The organism is Aeromonas sp. 82P (genome assembly GCF_051919365.1).
GTDB lineage: Bacteria > Pseudomonadota > Gammaproteobacteria > Enterobacterales > Aeromonadaceae > Aeromonas > Aeromonas veronii.
On sequence record NZ_JBQBEV010000001.1, the window covers coordinates 2,278,492 to 2,291,470 of the forward strand.

The 12,979-nt window shown below is 62.2% G+C and carries 13 protein-coding genes; 4 read left to right on the forward strand and 9 right to left on the reverse strand.

Annotated elements, in window-relative coordinates:
* Positions 1-65 precede the first annotated feature (65 nt).
* Together ACTG2S_RS10500 and ACTG2S_RS10505 are read left to right on the forward strand one after the other, a co-directional pair.
* Positions 66-344 carry a YfcL family protein gene (locus tag ACTG2S_RS10500; RefSeq protein ID WP_005333639.1) on the forward strand — a complete coding sequence of 93 codons (279 nt, stop codon included), beginning with the start codon at positions 66-68 and terminating at the stop codon, positions 342-344.
* Positions 345-442: 98 nt separating this feature from the next.
* Entirely contained in the window at positions 443-2,107 is a 1,665-nt protein-coding gene (locus tag ACTG2S_RS10505; protein WP_274160938.1) for an AMP-binding protein, read from the forward strand.
* A gap of 112 nt (positions 2,108-2,219) precedes the next feature.
* Here the strand turns inward: ACTG2S_RS10505 and ACTG2S_RS10510 are convergent, their stop codons facing one another.
* The 3 genes from ACTG2S_RS10510 to ACTG2S_RS10520 form a co-directional block, all read right to left on the reverse strand.
* The gene (locus ACTG2S_RS10510) at positions 2,220-3,383 is read right to left on the reverse strand and encodes a trans-sulfuration enzyme family protein (protein ID WP_439982472.1); all 1,164 of its coding nucleotides are present in this window, start codon (positions 3,381-3,383) and stop codon (positions 2,220-2,222) included.
* A gap of 132 nt (positions 3,384-3,515) precedes the next feature.
* The gene (locus ACTG2S_RS10515) at positions 3,516-4,553 is read right to left on the reverse strand and encodes an isopenicillin N synthase family dioxygenase (protein ID WP_439982474.1); all 1,038 of its coding nucleotides are present in this window, start codon (positions 4,551-4,553) and stop codon (positions 3,516-3,518) included.
* A 425-nt stretch (positions 4,554-4,978) separates the two neighbouring features.
* Positions 4,979-5,617, reverse strand: coding sequence for an NAD(P)-dependent oxidoreductase (locus ACTG2S_RS10520; RefSeq protein ID WP_270817143.1), 639 nt, complete (start codon positions 5,615-5,617; stop codon positions 4,979-4,981).
* 101 nt (positions 5,618-5,718) lie between these two features.
* On the opposite strand from ACTG2S_RS10520, the gene ACTG2S_RS10525 reads away from it, so the two are divergent.
* Positions 5,719-6,609 (forward strand): LysR family transcriptional regulator, encoded by an 891-nt coding sequence (locus ACTG2S_RS10525; RefSeq protein WP_236375646.1) that lies wholly within the window; start codon positions 5,719-5,721, stop codon positions 6,607-6,609.
* A 124-nt stretch (positions 6,610-6,733) separates the two neighbouring features.
* On the opposite strand, the gene ACTG2S_RS10530 is transcribed toward ACTG2S_RS10525, so the two are convergent.
* From ACTG2S_RS10530 to ACTG2S_RS10550, 5 genes are all read right to left on the reverse strand, one after another.
* Positions 6,734-7,636, reverse strand: a complete 903-nt coding sequence (locus tag ACTG2S_RS10530; protein WP_274160940.1) for a LysR family transcriptional regulator — start codon at positions 7,634-7,636, stop codon at positions 6,734-6,736.
* 100 nt (positions 7,637-7,736) lie between these two features.
* Positions 7,737-8,996 (reverse strand): MFS transporter, encoded by a 1,260-nt coding sequence (locus ACTG2S_RS10535; RefSeq protein ID WP_439982476.1) that lies wholly within the window; start codon positions 8,994-8,996, stop codon positions 7,737-7,739.
* Positions 8,993-9,304, reverse strand: a complete 312-nt coding sequence (locus ACTG2S_RS10540; RefSeq protein ID WP_439982477.1) for a pirin-like C-terminal cupin domain-containing protein — start codon at positions 9,302-9,304, stop codon at positions 8,993-8,995. The genes ACTG2S_RS10535 and ACTG2S_RS10540 overlap by 4 nt, the downstream gene beginning before the upstream one ends.
* Positions 9,301-9,888: a pirin family protein gene (locus ACTG2S_RS10545; protein WP_439982480.1), complete on the reverse strand. Its 588-nt coding sequence runs from the start codon at positions 9,886-9,888 to the stop codon at positions 9,301-9,303. Before ACTG2S_RS10545 ends, ACTG2S_RS10540 begins: the two co-directional genes overlap by 4 nt.
* Before the next feature lie 59 nt (positions 9,889-9,947).
* Positions 9,948-10,685: an isochorismatase family protein gene (locus ACTG2S_RS10550; RefSeq protein WP_005333630.1), complete on the reverse strand. Its 738-nt coding sequence runs from the start codon at positions 10,683-10,685 to the stop codon at positions 9,948-9,950.
* Positions 10,686-10,877: 192 nt separating this feature from the next.
* Here ACTG2S_RS10550 and ACTG2S_RS10555 point away from each other — a divergent pair, with 192 nt between their 5' ends.
* Positions 10,878-11,813 (forward strand): LysR substrate-binding domain-containing protein, encoded by a 936-nt coding sequence (locus ACTG2S_RS10555; RefSeq protein WP_439982481.1) that lies wholly within the window; start codon positions 10,878-10,880, stop codon positions 11,811-11,813.
* Between the two features lie 6 nt (positions 11,814-11,819).
* Here the strand turns inward: ACTG2S_RS10555 and ACTG2S_RS10560 are convergent, their stop codons facing one another.
* Positions 11,820-12,728, reverse strand: coding sequence for a LysR substrate-binding domain-containing protein (locus tag ACTG2S_RS10560; RefSeq protein ID WP_088869376.1), 909 nt, complete (start codon positions 12,726-12,728; stop codon positions 11,820-11,822).
* Between the last annotated feature and the right edge of the window lie 251 nt (positions 12,729-12,979).

Here is a 12,979-nt window from a genome sequence, read left to right on the forward strand (position 1 = left end):
GCTGCAATCAACCGGATTGCGGTTCCATACCCCCGAATTTTTTGCCGCAAATGAGGCTGCGTTACATGACGATTCACGATTTTGAGCACAAGTTGTTGGGACTGATCGACAGCATGGTTGCCACCGCGACCGACGATGAGCTGTTTGCGGGGGGTTACCTGCGAGGTCATATCTCATTGGCCGTTGCCCGGGCCGAGCTGGAAGGCAAGACCCTGGTGCGGGACGTCAAGAGCTATGTGCTGCGCAGCCTCAACGAGGCGATCTTGCAAGGTGAGCTATCTGAAGAGGATGAAAAACTGGTACAGGCGATGTGGAGTCGTTTGCAACAAGACGCAGAAGCTTGATCGGATACACAATTCAAACTGAAGTTTGAGTTTATCCTTCCCCTGAAGTTAGTGAAAGGTTAATAATAAGTTTCGCCTTTTGTTTCAGGGATTAAACTATGGCCTCCTCCTCACGCATTGCCAATAAACTGCCGCTCGAGATGCTCTATCACTGGGAGCGGCAGTGTCCTGATCGAACCTACCTGCGTCAAACCATCAACCGCGAATATGTCGATTTCACCTGGGGTGAAGTGGCCGATGAAGCGCGGCGGATGGTGACGGCCTTGCGTCACCTCGGTCTGGTGGCGGGTGACAAGGTGGCGCTGCTCTCCAAGAACTGCGCCCAGTGGTTTATCGCCGATCTGGCGATGCAGATGGGGCAGTATGTGAGCGTGCCCATCTACCCGACTGCCAACGTCGACACCATCGAATATGTGCTGCGCCACAGCGAGGCCAAGGCGATCTTCGTCGGCAAGCTGGATGACTGGAAGAGTCAGGAGGCTGGCGTACCCGCCGATCTGCTGCGCATCGCCTTCCCCTATGACACCATGCCGGCCAGCCACCAGTGGGATGACCTGCTGGAGGCGCACGAGCCGATCCCTGACAGCCCGGTGCAGGCCCCTGACTCCCTGCTGAGTCTGGTCTACACCTCCGGCAGTACCGGCAAGCCGAAAGGGGCCATGCTGAGCGTCGAGCGTTACGCCTGGTCGTGCGAGAAGCTGGTGGAGACGGTGAGCCTGAGCCAGGCCGATCGGGGCTTCTCCTACCTGCCGCTGGCCCACATTACTGAGCGGGTCTACATCTACGGCGGCAGTCTCTATGGCGGAGCTACCATCGCGTTCCCTGAATCTCTCGACACCTTTATCGAAGATGTCAAACGTTGCCGTCCCACCGTCTTTATCTCGGTACCACGGTTGTGGGCCATGTTCCGCATCAAGATCCACGAGAAGCTGCCCCAGAAGAAACTCGAACTGCTGCTCAAGATCCCGCTTATCTCCGGCCTTATCAAACGCAAGCTGCAAAAGGGGTTGGGACTGGATCAGGCCCGGGTGTTGGGCTGCGGTTCTGCGCCTGTCTCCCCTGCGCTGCTTGAGTGGTATCTGAGCATCGGCCTCAAGGTGACTGAAGCCTGGGGTATGACCGAGAACCACGCCTACTCCACCATCAACTACCCGTTCCGCGCCGACAAGATCGGCACCGTCGGCAAGGCGGGGATTGGGGTGACCATCAAGATCTCCGACGAGGGGGAGATCCTCTGCCGCTGCGAAGGGATGATGCTGGGTTACTACAAGGATCCCGAGCACAGCGCCGAGGCCATCGATGTCGAGGGGTGGCTCCACACCGGCGATATGGGCAAGCTGGACAAGGAGGGTTATCTCACCATCACCGGCCGGATGAAGGATGTGTTCAAGACCGCCAAGGGCAAGTATGTGGCGCCGGTGCCCATCGAGGGGCTGCTGGGTCAGGAGCCCATTATCGAACAGCTCTGCGTGATTGGTTATGGCATGCCCCAGCCCATTGCGCTGGTGCAGTTGGCCGAGAGCGCCATGAAGGGCAATCGGGAGGAGGTCAACGCCAGACTGGAAGCGGCGCGGGTTCGGGTCAACGATCAGCTGGAATCTCATGCCAAAATTCGCGGCATTCTGGTAGTGAAGACTCCCTGGAATATCGAAAACGGCGTGCTGACCCCCACCATGAAGATCAAGCGTCACCTGCTGGAGCAAAAGTACGCCCAGGTCGGGGATCGCTGGCCCTCATCCCAGGTGGTGGTGTGGGAGGAGTAAATCCCGTCTTTCCATAGCGCAACAAACAACAACGGCCCTTGATGGGCCGTTGTTGTGTTTGGGGCATCTCACTCGCCGCCATTTGGCGGGCAAGTGAGATGCGTGCTCCCGGTTAGATCTGCGCCAGCGCGGCGGCCAGATCGGCGATCAGATCGTCCGCATCTTCCACCCCGATGCTGAAGCGGATGAGGTCGTCGTTGACCCCGGCGGCGAGGCGGCTCGCCTCGTCCATGGCGGCGTGGGTGGTACTGGCCGGATGGCAGGCGAGACTCTCGAGATCCCCCAGACTCACCGCCTGCACGAACAGTTGCAGGTTATCGAGCAGGGTGGCGCAGCGTTCAAACCCGCCTTCCAGCTCAATACTCACCATGCCGCCAAAGCCGCTGGCGAAGGTGCCGAGAGCATCGTGACCCGGATGGTTGGCAAGGCCCGGGTAGATCACCTTCTTCACCGCCGGGTGGGCGGCCAGAAACTCGGCCACTTTCTGCGCATTGTGCAGGTGGGCATCCATCCGCAGCGGCAGGGTCTTGACCCCGCGTTGCAGCAGGTAGGCCTCCTGCGGGCCGATGGGAGAGCCGATATGCTTGAGGGCCACGGTGCGGATCGACTTCATCAGGGCGTGAGAGCCCGCCACCACCCCGGCGATGATGTCGCCGTGGCCGCCCAGATATTTGGTGCCGCTGTGCATCACTACATCGACCCCGAGTTCCAGCGGACGCAGCAGGTAGGGGGTGAGGAAGGTGTTGTCACATACCGTAATGGCGCCCACCTTGCGGGCTGCTTCCACCACCAGCCGCGGATCCACCACCTTGAGGGTGGGGTTGGTCAGGGTTTCGAACAGTACCACCTTGGTGGCGGGGCGGATGTTGGCCAGCAGATCCCGATCGCTCTCGTAAGCGGTGACCTTGATACCGGCGCGGCTGAAGGTCTGCTTGAGGAACGCATCGGTGCCGCCGTAGAGCGGGCCGATATAGGCCACCTCATCGCCGCTGTCGGCCAGGGCATACATGATGGCGCTCACCGCCGCCATGCCGCTCGCCACCACCAGCGCTTCGTCAGCCCCTTCCAGCGCCGCCAGTTTCTGCTCCAGCTCGGCGGTGGTGGGGTTGCCAAAGCGGCTGTAGATAAAGCCGGGAGCTTGACCTGCAAAACGCTCCTTGCCCGCCTGGGCGTTGAAGTAGCTGAAGGTGCTGCTCTGGTAGAGCGGGGTGGTGAGGGCGCCGGTCTGTGGGTCGATCCGCTGGCCGCTGTGTACGCTCATGGTCTTGAATTTCATCGTGTTGCTCCGTGATGGCCAGGCTCTGGCCATGACTTGTTTTGTTGTTCGTTGCTTGTTGTGTTTGTCAGCGCGGGTATGTGCACGCGGCTGTGGCTTATGCATATACCCACCGGCGGATCTCTGTGCTGTTCAGGCCGGTATCGCTTCGCTTTCAGTGAGCGGGAGGCGAGCGGGTTCCCCATAGTGGCGGGCCGCCACATCCGGGTGGGAGCGCAGCCGCCCCTTGAGCACGTTCTCCCCAACCTGATAGAAGAGTGGGTTGTTCGGGTCACTCTCCGGCCCTTGCGCCTGCGCTGCCAGCGCGGGGGAGAGGCTGAGCAGGGGCACGGTGGAATCGAGCCGCGCCGCCATAAAGAAGGCGCAGGATAGGCGCGAGACACCGGGCGGCGGGCTCACCACCCGATGCAGGGTCGCCTTGAGATAGCCGTTGGAGGCCAGCTCCAACAGCTCGCCGATATTGACCACCAGCGCTCCCGGAAGGGGCGGTGCGGAGATCCAGCCGTCGGCCGTCTCGACCTCAAGCCCCGAGTGATTATCCTGCATCACCAGCGTCAGGTAGCCGGGATCCTTGTGGGCGCCGACCCCCTGACTGCAGCCACCCGTCTCTTGCCCCGGGTAGTGAATCAGCTTCATGTGCTGGTAGGGGGCGCCGCGGATGCTGGCGTCAAACACGTTGGCCGGTTGCTCCAGCACCTCGGCAAAAGCGGCCAGCAGGGTGAGGGTGATATCGCTCAGCCGATCTTGCCACGCCAGCAGATGGGCTTTCATCTCGGGCAGGGCGGTTGGCCACTGGTTGGGGCCGATCAGCCGCTGCCAGGGTTCACGGATCAGGGCCGCAGGCAGGGCTTGCGCCTCATTCATGATATCGAACTGCTCTCGCAGATCCGGCCGCTGGCGGGTCAGCTCGGCACCGACCCGGTTGTAGCCGCGAAAGTGGGGGCTGTTGACCATCTGCACCGCCAGCTTCTCCTGCTCCGGCAGAGCAAAGAAGCGCTCTGCCAGCGCCAGGGTCTCTAGCATCTCAACCTTGCTCAAGCCGTGGCCGACCAGATAGAAAAAGCCCACATCGCGGGCGGCCGCGGCCAGCCTGGCCAGCATAGGGCGACGCACCTCGGGCGCCCCCTTGAGGGCAGCCAGATCGATGATCGGCAGTGGTGAATGTTTCATGTGCACCTCCTCACTCTTTCGTTATCTCTGGCGCCATCTCTTGCACTGCCCCCGCTGTTGGCAGACCTGATAAGCGGTAAACGGGATGGCGCGACAGTGTGGCGCCATCTGGGATAAAGGGGATGCTACTGTTCGGTGTTATAAGACGGAAAAAACAAATTATTCTTATTTATACACAAAATTCGAAATGGAATTCGGCGTCTGATGGGCTGAAGGTTTTTTGCGCAGCCATTGCGGGGTAAAGGGGCAACGATGAGGGGGAGAGTGATAACCAGAGGCAAGCTGCCAGCGGCAAAAATGACCAAAACAGAAAATGGCCAAAACAGAAGAGAGGCGGATGCCTCCCTTCTGGTTGAGCGGTTTTTCACCTGACCGAAAGCACAGGCGAGTGACCGCGTATTCTGGCCTTAACCGCCTGTTGGCTCTCAGTAACCCAGGGTAAAGCGCTGGCGCTGGTGAGCCGGTTTTTCCACCTCGTTCAGCACGCCATCGGCCAGATCACCGGCGGTGATCCCGGCAGGCTGTTCGCCGCTGAACAGCACCTGATCGCCACCAATCCGATAGCCGCCTCGCTTCTCGCCCGGTTCGAGGAACACCGGGGGAGAGACAAAGCGCCAGTCGAGGGTGGTTTCATGACGCAGGGCGGTAAGACCGTCGCGGGCCGCCAGTGCCCCCTGTTTCCACTCGGCCGGAAACTCAGGGGTATCCACCAGTTGCACGCCGGGGGCAACCTCCAGACTGCCGGCGCCACCTACTACCAGCAGCCAGCTGTTGGCCGCTTTGGCTGCTGCGACGATCGCGTTGGCGCCCTTGAGGTACTGGTCGTAGATATCCGGTGTGCTCCAGCCCGGGTTGTAGGCGCTGATCACCCGATCGTGCCCCTTGAGCACCTCGGCCAATGCCTGCGGGTTTTGGGCATCCACCGCCACGGCGGTGACCTGCGGATGGGCGGCCACCTTGCTGACATCGCGGACGATGGCGGTGACGTGATGGCCGCGGCTGATGGCCTCGTTCAGGATGGCTGAACCGACAAAACCGCTGGCACCGATCAGGGCAATCTTCATGGGGAACTCTCCTTCACTGTTGGAATGGGGCTATCCTACGCCGCCATTTATGATTTAATAATCACCTCAAAAATGCATTCACTTATAAGCTGGATTTAATAATGGAACAGCTCAGACGTTACGCCATCTTCGCCGCCGTGGTGGAAGCGGGCAGCATGACAGGGGCTGCCAAATCCCTTGGCATGACCCCCTCCGCCGTCAGTCAGCATATCAGTCAGCTGGAGAGCCTGCTCGGACTGCCCCTGCTCCATCGCTCCACCCGTCGTCTCAGTCTGACCGAGGCGGGAGAGGTGGTGTGGCAAGGGTGTCGGGCGTTGCAGCAGACTCTGAGCGAGACCGAGCTGCGCCTCTCGGAGGTGCGCGACGCCCTGCTCGGGGAAGTGCGGATCACCGCCCCGGTGGGGATGGCGGGCCAGCCGCTGGCTCTGGCCCTCTCACCGCTGCTGCAGGCCCACCCCGGCCTCACCATCCAGATCATCGCCGATGACGAGAAGCGGGATCTGATTGCCGAGCGGATCGACGTGGCGCTGCGGGTCGGCACCTTGCCTGACTCGACCCTGGTGGCCCGCAAACTGGGGCAGACCCGGATGCTGCTCTGCGCCGCCCCCGCCTATCTGGCGCGCAAGGGAGCGCCGCGCACGCCCGACGATCTGGCCACCCACGACTGGCTTTGCGGCGACATGCTGGGCAACGGTTTGCTGCTGCAGGATGAAAAGGGGGGCGAGCACAGGGTGAGGTTCAAGGCCAAGGTGCTCTGCAATAACGTGTTGCCCCTGCGCCAGTTTGCGCTGGCTGGGCAGGGGATCTCGCTGCAGCCGGAGGGGGAGATTGGCGAGGATCTGGCGCAGGGGCGGCTGCTCGAACTGTTGCCCGGTTTTCGGGTGGCACCGATGGAGATCCACGCCATCACGCCGCAGCGGGAGATCCCGGAGAAGGTGCGGCGGGTGGTGGAGGCGCTGCGCAGCTATTTCGGCACGACGATGTCGTCATGAGCTGCGCCTTTCTGGTTGAGAAAAGGCTCCCGATTATCCTGAAGGGGGATTATCCATAAGGCGGTTTGTCGAGAAGAGCGATAGCCCGGATGAGGAGATGGGCATGCTTGACTGTTAAGCATACTTAAATCGAACTGACGGCCCGCACCTGATCTTTGAGCCAATTAAGCCCGGTATCCTGACCGGAGCTCTTGTGCCAACTCATGTAGACGGGGCAATCCTCCGAGAGCCAGGGGAGGGGATAGCTGGCCAGATCCAGCGCCTGCCCCAGCTTCTCCATGTGCCACTGGCTGGCGACGCAGAGCCAGTCGGTACGACTCACCAGATGAAGGGCGGTGAGCAGGGAGTCGCTCTCGTAGGCAATCTGGCGCGGCGGCAGCGGCGCCTTGGTCAGGGTGTTGAGCAGCAAGCTGTCGAGCCGCCTGGTTTGCAATACCACGTGCTTTTCGTTGAAGAAGGTGGCCATGTCGGGGGCCTGGCGGATCCTGGGGTGAGCCTTGCGACAGGCGATGCGCAGGGCCTGGGACATGATCTGCTCGTTTTCGATCCCCTGCTCCGCCATCGGCTTGGTGGCCAGCACCAGATCCACGCTGTGCAGATAGAGGCTGTTCTGGCGCAGGGCTTCGTCCTGCACCTGGGTGTTCCACTCCAGCTGACAGTTGGGGGCTTGGGTCTGCAGCAGGTTGTTGAGCTCCGGCAGGAAGAAGATATCGATATCGGGCACCCCCGCGATGCGAAAAGTGCGCCGACTGGTCTGGGGATCAAAGAGATCGGTGCGCTGCAGGCTGCGCTCCATGTCGTGCAGCGGCACCATGATCTCGTGGTGCAGACTGAGCGCTCGCGCCGTGGGGGTGATGCCGCGTCCCTGGCGGACAAACAGCGGCTCGCCCACCAGGCTGGTCAGGCGGCTGATGGCCTGGCTGATGGCCGAGGGGGTCATCTCCATCATCTCGGCTGCCGTGGTGACACCACCATAGCGGATCACCGCATCGAGGACGCGAAAGAGATTGAGATCGACTTGAGACATGGTGGCTACCGTTAAGCAAGATTAAACAGTTAACATACTGAACAGCCTCTTGTCCGGCCAGCATTCCCTGTGATAACTGTGATGTTTCCCTCTCTATTCGTCATCTTCCATCTTGCTGCGAATGCGATCGAGCCTGTTTTGCAGCCATGCTTGAGCCCGGCAGGTGGCCCGCGGCATAGAGCAGCGCGACCAGCAGCAAGCCGCCCAGAAAGAGCCAGCGAGCGCTTCCCCAATGGCCGCTGTCCGTCATCAGGGCCGCCAGCAACAGGGGGCCAAGCAGCTGACCAAGGTTGGCGAGCTGGACAAAAAAGCCCTGCACGATGGCCAGTTGCACCGGCCCCTGACTCACTCCCTGCGCGGACGAGAGGATGGCTGGCGGCGCCATACCGCCCGCCAGGGAGAGGGCGAGGCAGAGCCCATAGGCCCACCACGGTGACAGGCCGGGCCAGAAGGCGAGCATGCCGTACAGCGCCATCAGGCCCAGTGCCCAGCTGATGAGCCGATCTCGTGCCACGCCCCGGCGCAGCAGCCATGCCCCCAGCAGGTTGCCGGGAATATTGGCGACCACCGCCAGCGCCGAAAGCAGGGCGATCTGGCTTTGGCCAATCCCGGGGCTGCCTTGCAACATGCTTGGCAGCCAGACAAAGAGCGCCCAGAGCATCAGGCTGTAGAGCGTGAACGCCAACCCGTAGCGCCAGAGTGCCTTCTGCCGGAACACCGTGAGTTGGCGCAGCGGGTGGCCCGAGTTGATCGAGTTTTGGGGTGCCCAGACCCGCAGTTTATCTGCCGAGCGACTGGCGAGCAGAAGCAGCAGGGCAGAGAGTTGCGGGATCATCAGGATCAGCCAGGCCAGTCGCCAGCCACCTTGCGCCGTGAGCCAGGGAGTGAGCAGCATACCCGCCGCCGCCCCGAGGGGCAGGTTGACCGCCCACAGGCTCAAGGCCAGTCTCTTATCCTCCTCCCGGGTCACCGCCACGATAAAGGCAGGCATGGCCACCGAGACCAGCAAAAAGCCAATCCCCTCGACAATGCGCGACAGCAGCATCATGGCCAGCCCGGTGGCGGGCAGTGCCAACGCTCCGCCTGTGACGATAACCAAAAGCCCGACAACCCCGGTTTGCCGCCCACTCCAGCGGGTCAGCAACAGGCCGAGAAAGAGACTGCAGAGGATCGCCAGCGTATTGAAAGCTGAGGCGAGATAGCTGGCTTCGACCAGTGTCAGCCCCAGCTCGCTGCGCAGTATGCCGAGTACGGCGGGCACTTTGCCAAGGCAGAGGGCGCCGCTGGCACCGGCAAAAATGGCGAGGAAGACCAGAGGCCAGCGCGTGCTTTGTGGCTGGTGGCCAGCGAGCGTGCTCATGGCCGATATTGGCCGTTGCGCAGCCACTCATCGTTGAGCTGGCCAAATTCGCCGCGCTGATAGGCATGCAGCCGATCTGCAATGGCGTCGTGGCTGTTCATGACGAAGGGGCCATGTTTGACCAGGGGTTCATTGAGCGCCTGGCCTGAGAGCAGCACGAAGTGGCAGGGCTCGGTGGCCTCAAGCTGCAGAGCCACCGCCTCGCCGCCATCGGCAGAGAGGCTGACACCCATCCCGTGACCTGCCGGGATCAGGTGCCGCTCTCCCTCCGCCTGCAGGGTCAGCGATCCGGTCAGGGGATATATCATGGCATTCCAGCCTGCCGCCAGCAGATGGGTGAAGCGCCGGGCGCGCAATGGCCATCGAGCAGGGTAAAGGGTTGGGGCAGCTCTGCCGAGTGTGGCGCCGTTATCCCGTTGCTGTGGCCTGCGACCACCCGTACTCGCGCCCCTTCGCCATGAAACTCGGGGATGGTGGCAGCGGCTGCGTGGACGGCAAAAGGCGACATCATCTTTTGACGGGCAGGCAGGTTGACGAAGATCTGCAGGGCGTGGACATAGGGGGATGCCCCTTCCGGCTGCTCGGTATGTACGGCCCCGCGCCCGGCCGCCAGCCAGTGGAGCGCGCCCGGTTCGATGGGGCCCTGATTGCCGAGAGAGTCGTAGTTGACGTGGGGGCTCGTCGAATCCTCGAACAGATAGGTGACGGCAGAGATCCCGGCGTGGGGATGGGGCTCGAAGGTGGGGGCGGTCATCTGGAAGTGATCCACCATCACCACGGGGTCTATCAGACCGTTGAAAAAGTGTTCGCCAAAATGGCTGGCTTCAAAGCCGCTGCCAATGCGCAGCGGTTGGCCCTTGACGGGGGCGGAGAGAGTCAGGCGTCTGGTCATCGATATAACCTCTTGAAGACAAAAGATGCCTTCGGTCATCTGACCGAAGGCGGGGCGAGTTACGACTTCTTGGCACCCTCTTGCATCTGCCACACCAGGGTGGCGAAAGGCATGTCGAGGGCGCTGTAGACATCGTGCGCCTTGGGGTCGACGTTGCTGCGCAGCATCTCGACCGCGGCGGAGGCGTAGTCGGTGACCGGGATACCGGCCCCCAGCAAGCGTTGCAGCCCAGTGGTGCGCTTGGCTTCGTTGAAGGTGCCGGAGGCATCGAGCACCACCCGGGCATCATAGCCGGCAGCCTTGGCAGAGAGGGCCGGGAAGCTGGCGCAGATCTCGAGGGATACCCCGGCGATGATCAGTTGTTTGCGGCCGGTCTTCTCAATGGCGGCGCGCACGGCAGGATCGTCCCAAGCGTTGATGACGGTGCGGTTGATCACCTTCACATCCGGCAGGGCACTGGTCAGTTCAGGCATGGTGGGGCCCCACATGCCATCGGGCATGGTCGCGGTCACGATCACCGGCACGCCGAGGGCGCGGGCGGCGTTGGCCAGCGCCACCACGTTGTGCTTGAGCTCGCCCACCGTGGTGTCGCGCACGCCGCTCAGCAAGCCGACCTGATGGTCGACCAGCAGCAGTACCGCATTGTCTCGGGAGAGCATCTCCAGATAGCGGTTGGGTGATACAGTCGGATGGCTGGCAGCCTCGGCGGCCATGGCCGGTGTCGCTGTGGTGGCCAGCGTGGTGGTCAGGGTCGCCAGACCGAGCAGGGTGGCAGAGCAGATTTGTCGCAGTTTCATGGTGAACTCCTTGTGATATTGGAACAGTCAAACGACCCTTGCTGGTGGGGCGGATTGCCCGCGCAGCAACCGTCTGATGGGGACAGGGCCATTATGATGGCTGCAAAAATGGCGACAATCTGGTGAAATAGGTTCTTATCGTTCTATTGGTGGAACGATGTGAATGCACCTCACCCTGACCAAGGCTGCCCGATGACACCACTGGAACTTGATTTGAATGATCTCTATCTCTTCACCCATGTGGTGCAGCGACAGGGATTCACTGCCGCCGCGCGGGCGCTTGGCGTGCCCAAGTCGCGGATCTCGCGCCGGATCCGGCTGCTGGAGGAGCGGCTGGATACCCGGCTGCTGCAACGTACCTCGCGCCAGCTCAGCCTGACCGATGCCGGTGAGGTGCTCTATCGCCACTGTCAGGCGATGCTGGCCGAAGCGCAGGCCGGAGAGGCGGCAGTGCGGCAACGGCAGCAGGAGCCGAGCGGTCTGGTGCGCATCAGCGTGCCCATTACCATTGCCGATGCGCTGCTTGCCCGTTTGCTGCCCGCTTTTATGGCGCAATACCCCAAGGTGAGGCTCGCCGTGCAAGCCAGCAATCGGCAGGTGGATCTGCTGGAGGAGGGGCTGGATGTAGTGATCCGCGGGGTGGCCTTCGAGCAGCCCCCTTCCAGCCTGGTGCAGGTGCCGCTCTGCACGGTGCAGTGGGGTGTGCTGGCGACCCCGGCGTGGCTCTCGCGCCACAATGCGCTGGCGCACCCTAGCCAGCTGGAGGGAGAGGATGCCCTGCTTTTCAGCACGCTGGAGCGTCAGGCCGATCTGCTGCGGCTGCGGCACGACAGTGGGGAGAGTGAGGAGGTGGCGGTCAATGTGCTGCTGCGTAGCGACAATGTGCAAACCCTCAAACAGGCGGCGCTGGCGGGGCTCGGGATGGTGGGTTTGCCACTTTACGCCTGCGTGAGTGAGTTGGCGGATGGGCGGCTGCAACAACTGCTGCCCGAGTGGCGTCCCAAAGATGGCAAGCTGGTGATGCTCTATCCCGCGCGGCGCGGTCTGTCACCGGCGGTCAGGGCCCTCATCGACTTTATCAAGGCGCAGTTGCCTGCACTGCTGGCAGAGGTCGGTCAGCCACGCTGAGGAGGGCTATCCCTCCATCTTGCGGCGAATGCGCTCAAACAGGCTCTGCAGGCAGGCTTGATCCCGATCGGCGGCCCGCACCGCGCCGTACATATGGCGACGGATACCGCTGCCGAGGGGGCGGGCGCAGAGCATCCCCTGTCTGACAAACTCGTCGCTGGCCCAGCGCGGCAAGGCGGCGACGCCGAGGCCGGCGGCGGCCATCTGCAGCATCACCGAGGTGTTGTCCACCGGCTTGCAGCGGGCGGGCTCCACCCCGGCGGGTTGCAAAAAGCGGCTGAAGATATCCATGCGGCTGCGCTCCACCGGATAGACCAGCAGCACCTCCGCCCCCAGATCGCCCGGCTCGATGTGGCTCCGGTGGCAGAGGGGATGATCCGGTGCCATCACCAGAGTCAGATCAAAAGCAAACAGCGGCTCGAAGTGGAGATCGCCGCGGGCCTGCACGTCCGAGGTGAGCAGCAGGTCGAGCTGGCCGCCTAGCAGGGCATTGATGGCATCAAAGCCCGGCACCGACTCCACCTCCAGATCCACCCCGGGCCACTGGCGGCGAAAATCGGGCAACAGCGGCAGCAGCCACTGGATGCAGCTGTGGCAATCGAGCGCCAGATGCAGCCTGCCCGCATCGCCGCTCTGCAGGGCTTGCAATTGCTTCTCGGTCTGGGCCAGGGCGGGCAGTACCTGACGGGCGAGGGCGAGCAGCTGGCTGCCGGCTGCGGTCAGCACCAGCGGACGGCTTTTGCGCAGGTAGAGCTCAAGATTGAGGCGGGTCTCCAGCTCTTTGAGCTGGTGGGAGAGGGCGGACTGGGTAAGGTTGAGGGTTAGCGCCGCACCGGCCAGCGAGCCCTGCTCGGCCAGCGCGGTCAATGTTTTCAAGTGTTTGATCTCTATCCCTGCATTGCTTGGCACTGCCATAAGATGGCTCCTTGTGAGATTGCGTATGGCGCTGAGGTTACGGTCGGCGGTGGCCTGCTGCGCTTCTTGACTCCGGCACCTCTTGCACCTGTAAAAATCGGCCTCTGTATCCTCGCGGTGAACCTGATTGGCGGTCAGTTGAGGATTATTTGAGAGCCACTTGAAGAGGATTCAATAGCCAGCGTCACCTTATCTTGTCATTTTGGATGTGTAAACATCTGGATGGCTAAATCATCCAGTTTCCCATCAGA

Bases quoted from the DNA above. Each gene is read 5' to 3' on its own strand.
- ACTG2S_RS10500 (WP_005333639.1), top strand. From the start codon at position 66: ATGACGATTCACGATTTTGAGCACAAGTTGTTGGGACTGATCGACAGC.
- ACTG2S_RS10505 (WP_274160938.1), top strand. From the start codon at position 443: ATGGCCTCCTCCTCACGCATTGCCAATAAACTGCCGCTCGAGATGCTC.
- ACTG2S_RS10510 (WP_439982472.1), bottom strand. From the start codon at position 3,383: ATGAAATTCAAGACCATGAGCGTACACAGCGGCCAGCGGATCGACCCA.
- ACTG2S_RS10515 (WP_439982474.1), bottom strand. From the start codon at position 4,553: ATGAAACATTCACCACTGCCGATCATCGATCTGGCTGCCCTCAAGGGG.
- ACTG2S_RS10520 (WP_270817143.1), bottom strand. From the start codon at position 5,617: ATGAAGATTGCCCTGATCGGTGCCAGCGGTTTTGTCGGTTCAGCCATC.
- ACTG2S_RS10525 (WP_236375646.1), top strand. From the start codon at position 5,719: ATGGAACAGCTCAGACGTTACGCCATCTTCGCCGCCGTGGTGGAAGCG.
- ACTG2S_RS10530 (WP_274160940.1), bottom strand. From the start codon at position 7,636: ATGTCTCAAGTCGATCTCAATCTCTTTCGCGTCCTCGATGCGGTGATC.
- ACTG2S_RS10535 (WP_439982476.1), bottom strand. From the start codon at position 8,996: ATGAGCACGCTCGCTGGCCACCAGCCACAAAGCACGCGCTGGCCTCTG.
- ACTG2S_RS10540 (WP_439982477.1), bottom strand. From the start codon at position 9,304: ATGATATATCCCCTGACCGGATCGCTGACCCTGCAGGCGGAGGGAGAG.
- ACTG2S_RS10545 (WP_439982480.1), bottom strand. From the start codon at position 9,888: ATGACCAGACGCCTGACTCTCTCCGCCCCCGTCAAGGGCCAACCGCTG.
- ACTG2S_RS10550 (WP_005333630.1), bottom strand. From the start codon at position 10,685: ATGAAACTGCGACAAATCTGCTCTGCCACCCTGCTCGGTCTGGCGACC.
- ACTG2S_RS10555 (WP_439982481.1), top strand. From the start codon at position 10,878: ATGACACCACTGGAACTTGATTTGAATGATCTCTATCTCTTCACCCAT.
- ACTG2S_RS10560 (WP_088869376.1), bottom strand. From the start codon at position 12,728: ATGGCAGTGCCAAGCAATGCAGGGATAGAGATCAAACACTTGAAAACA.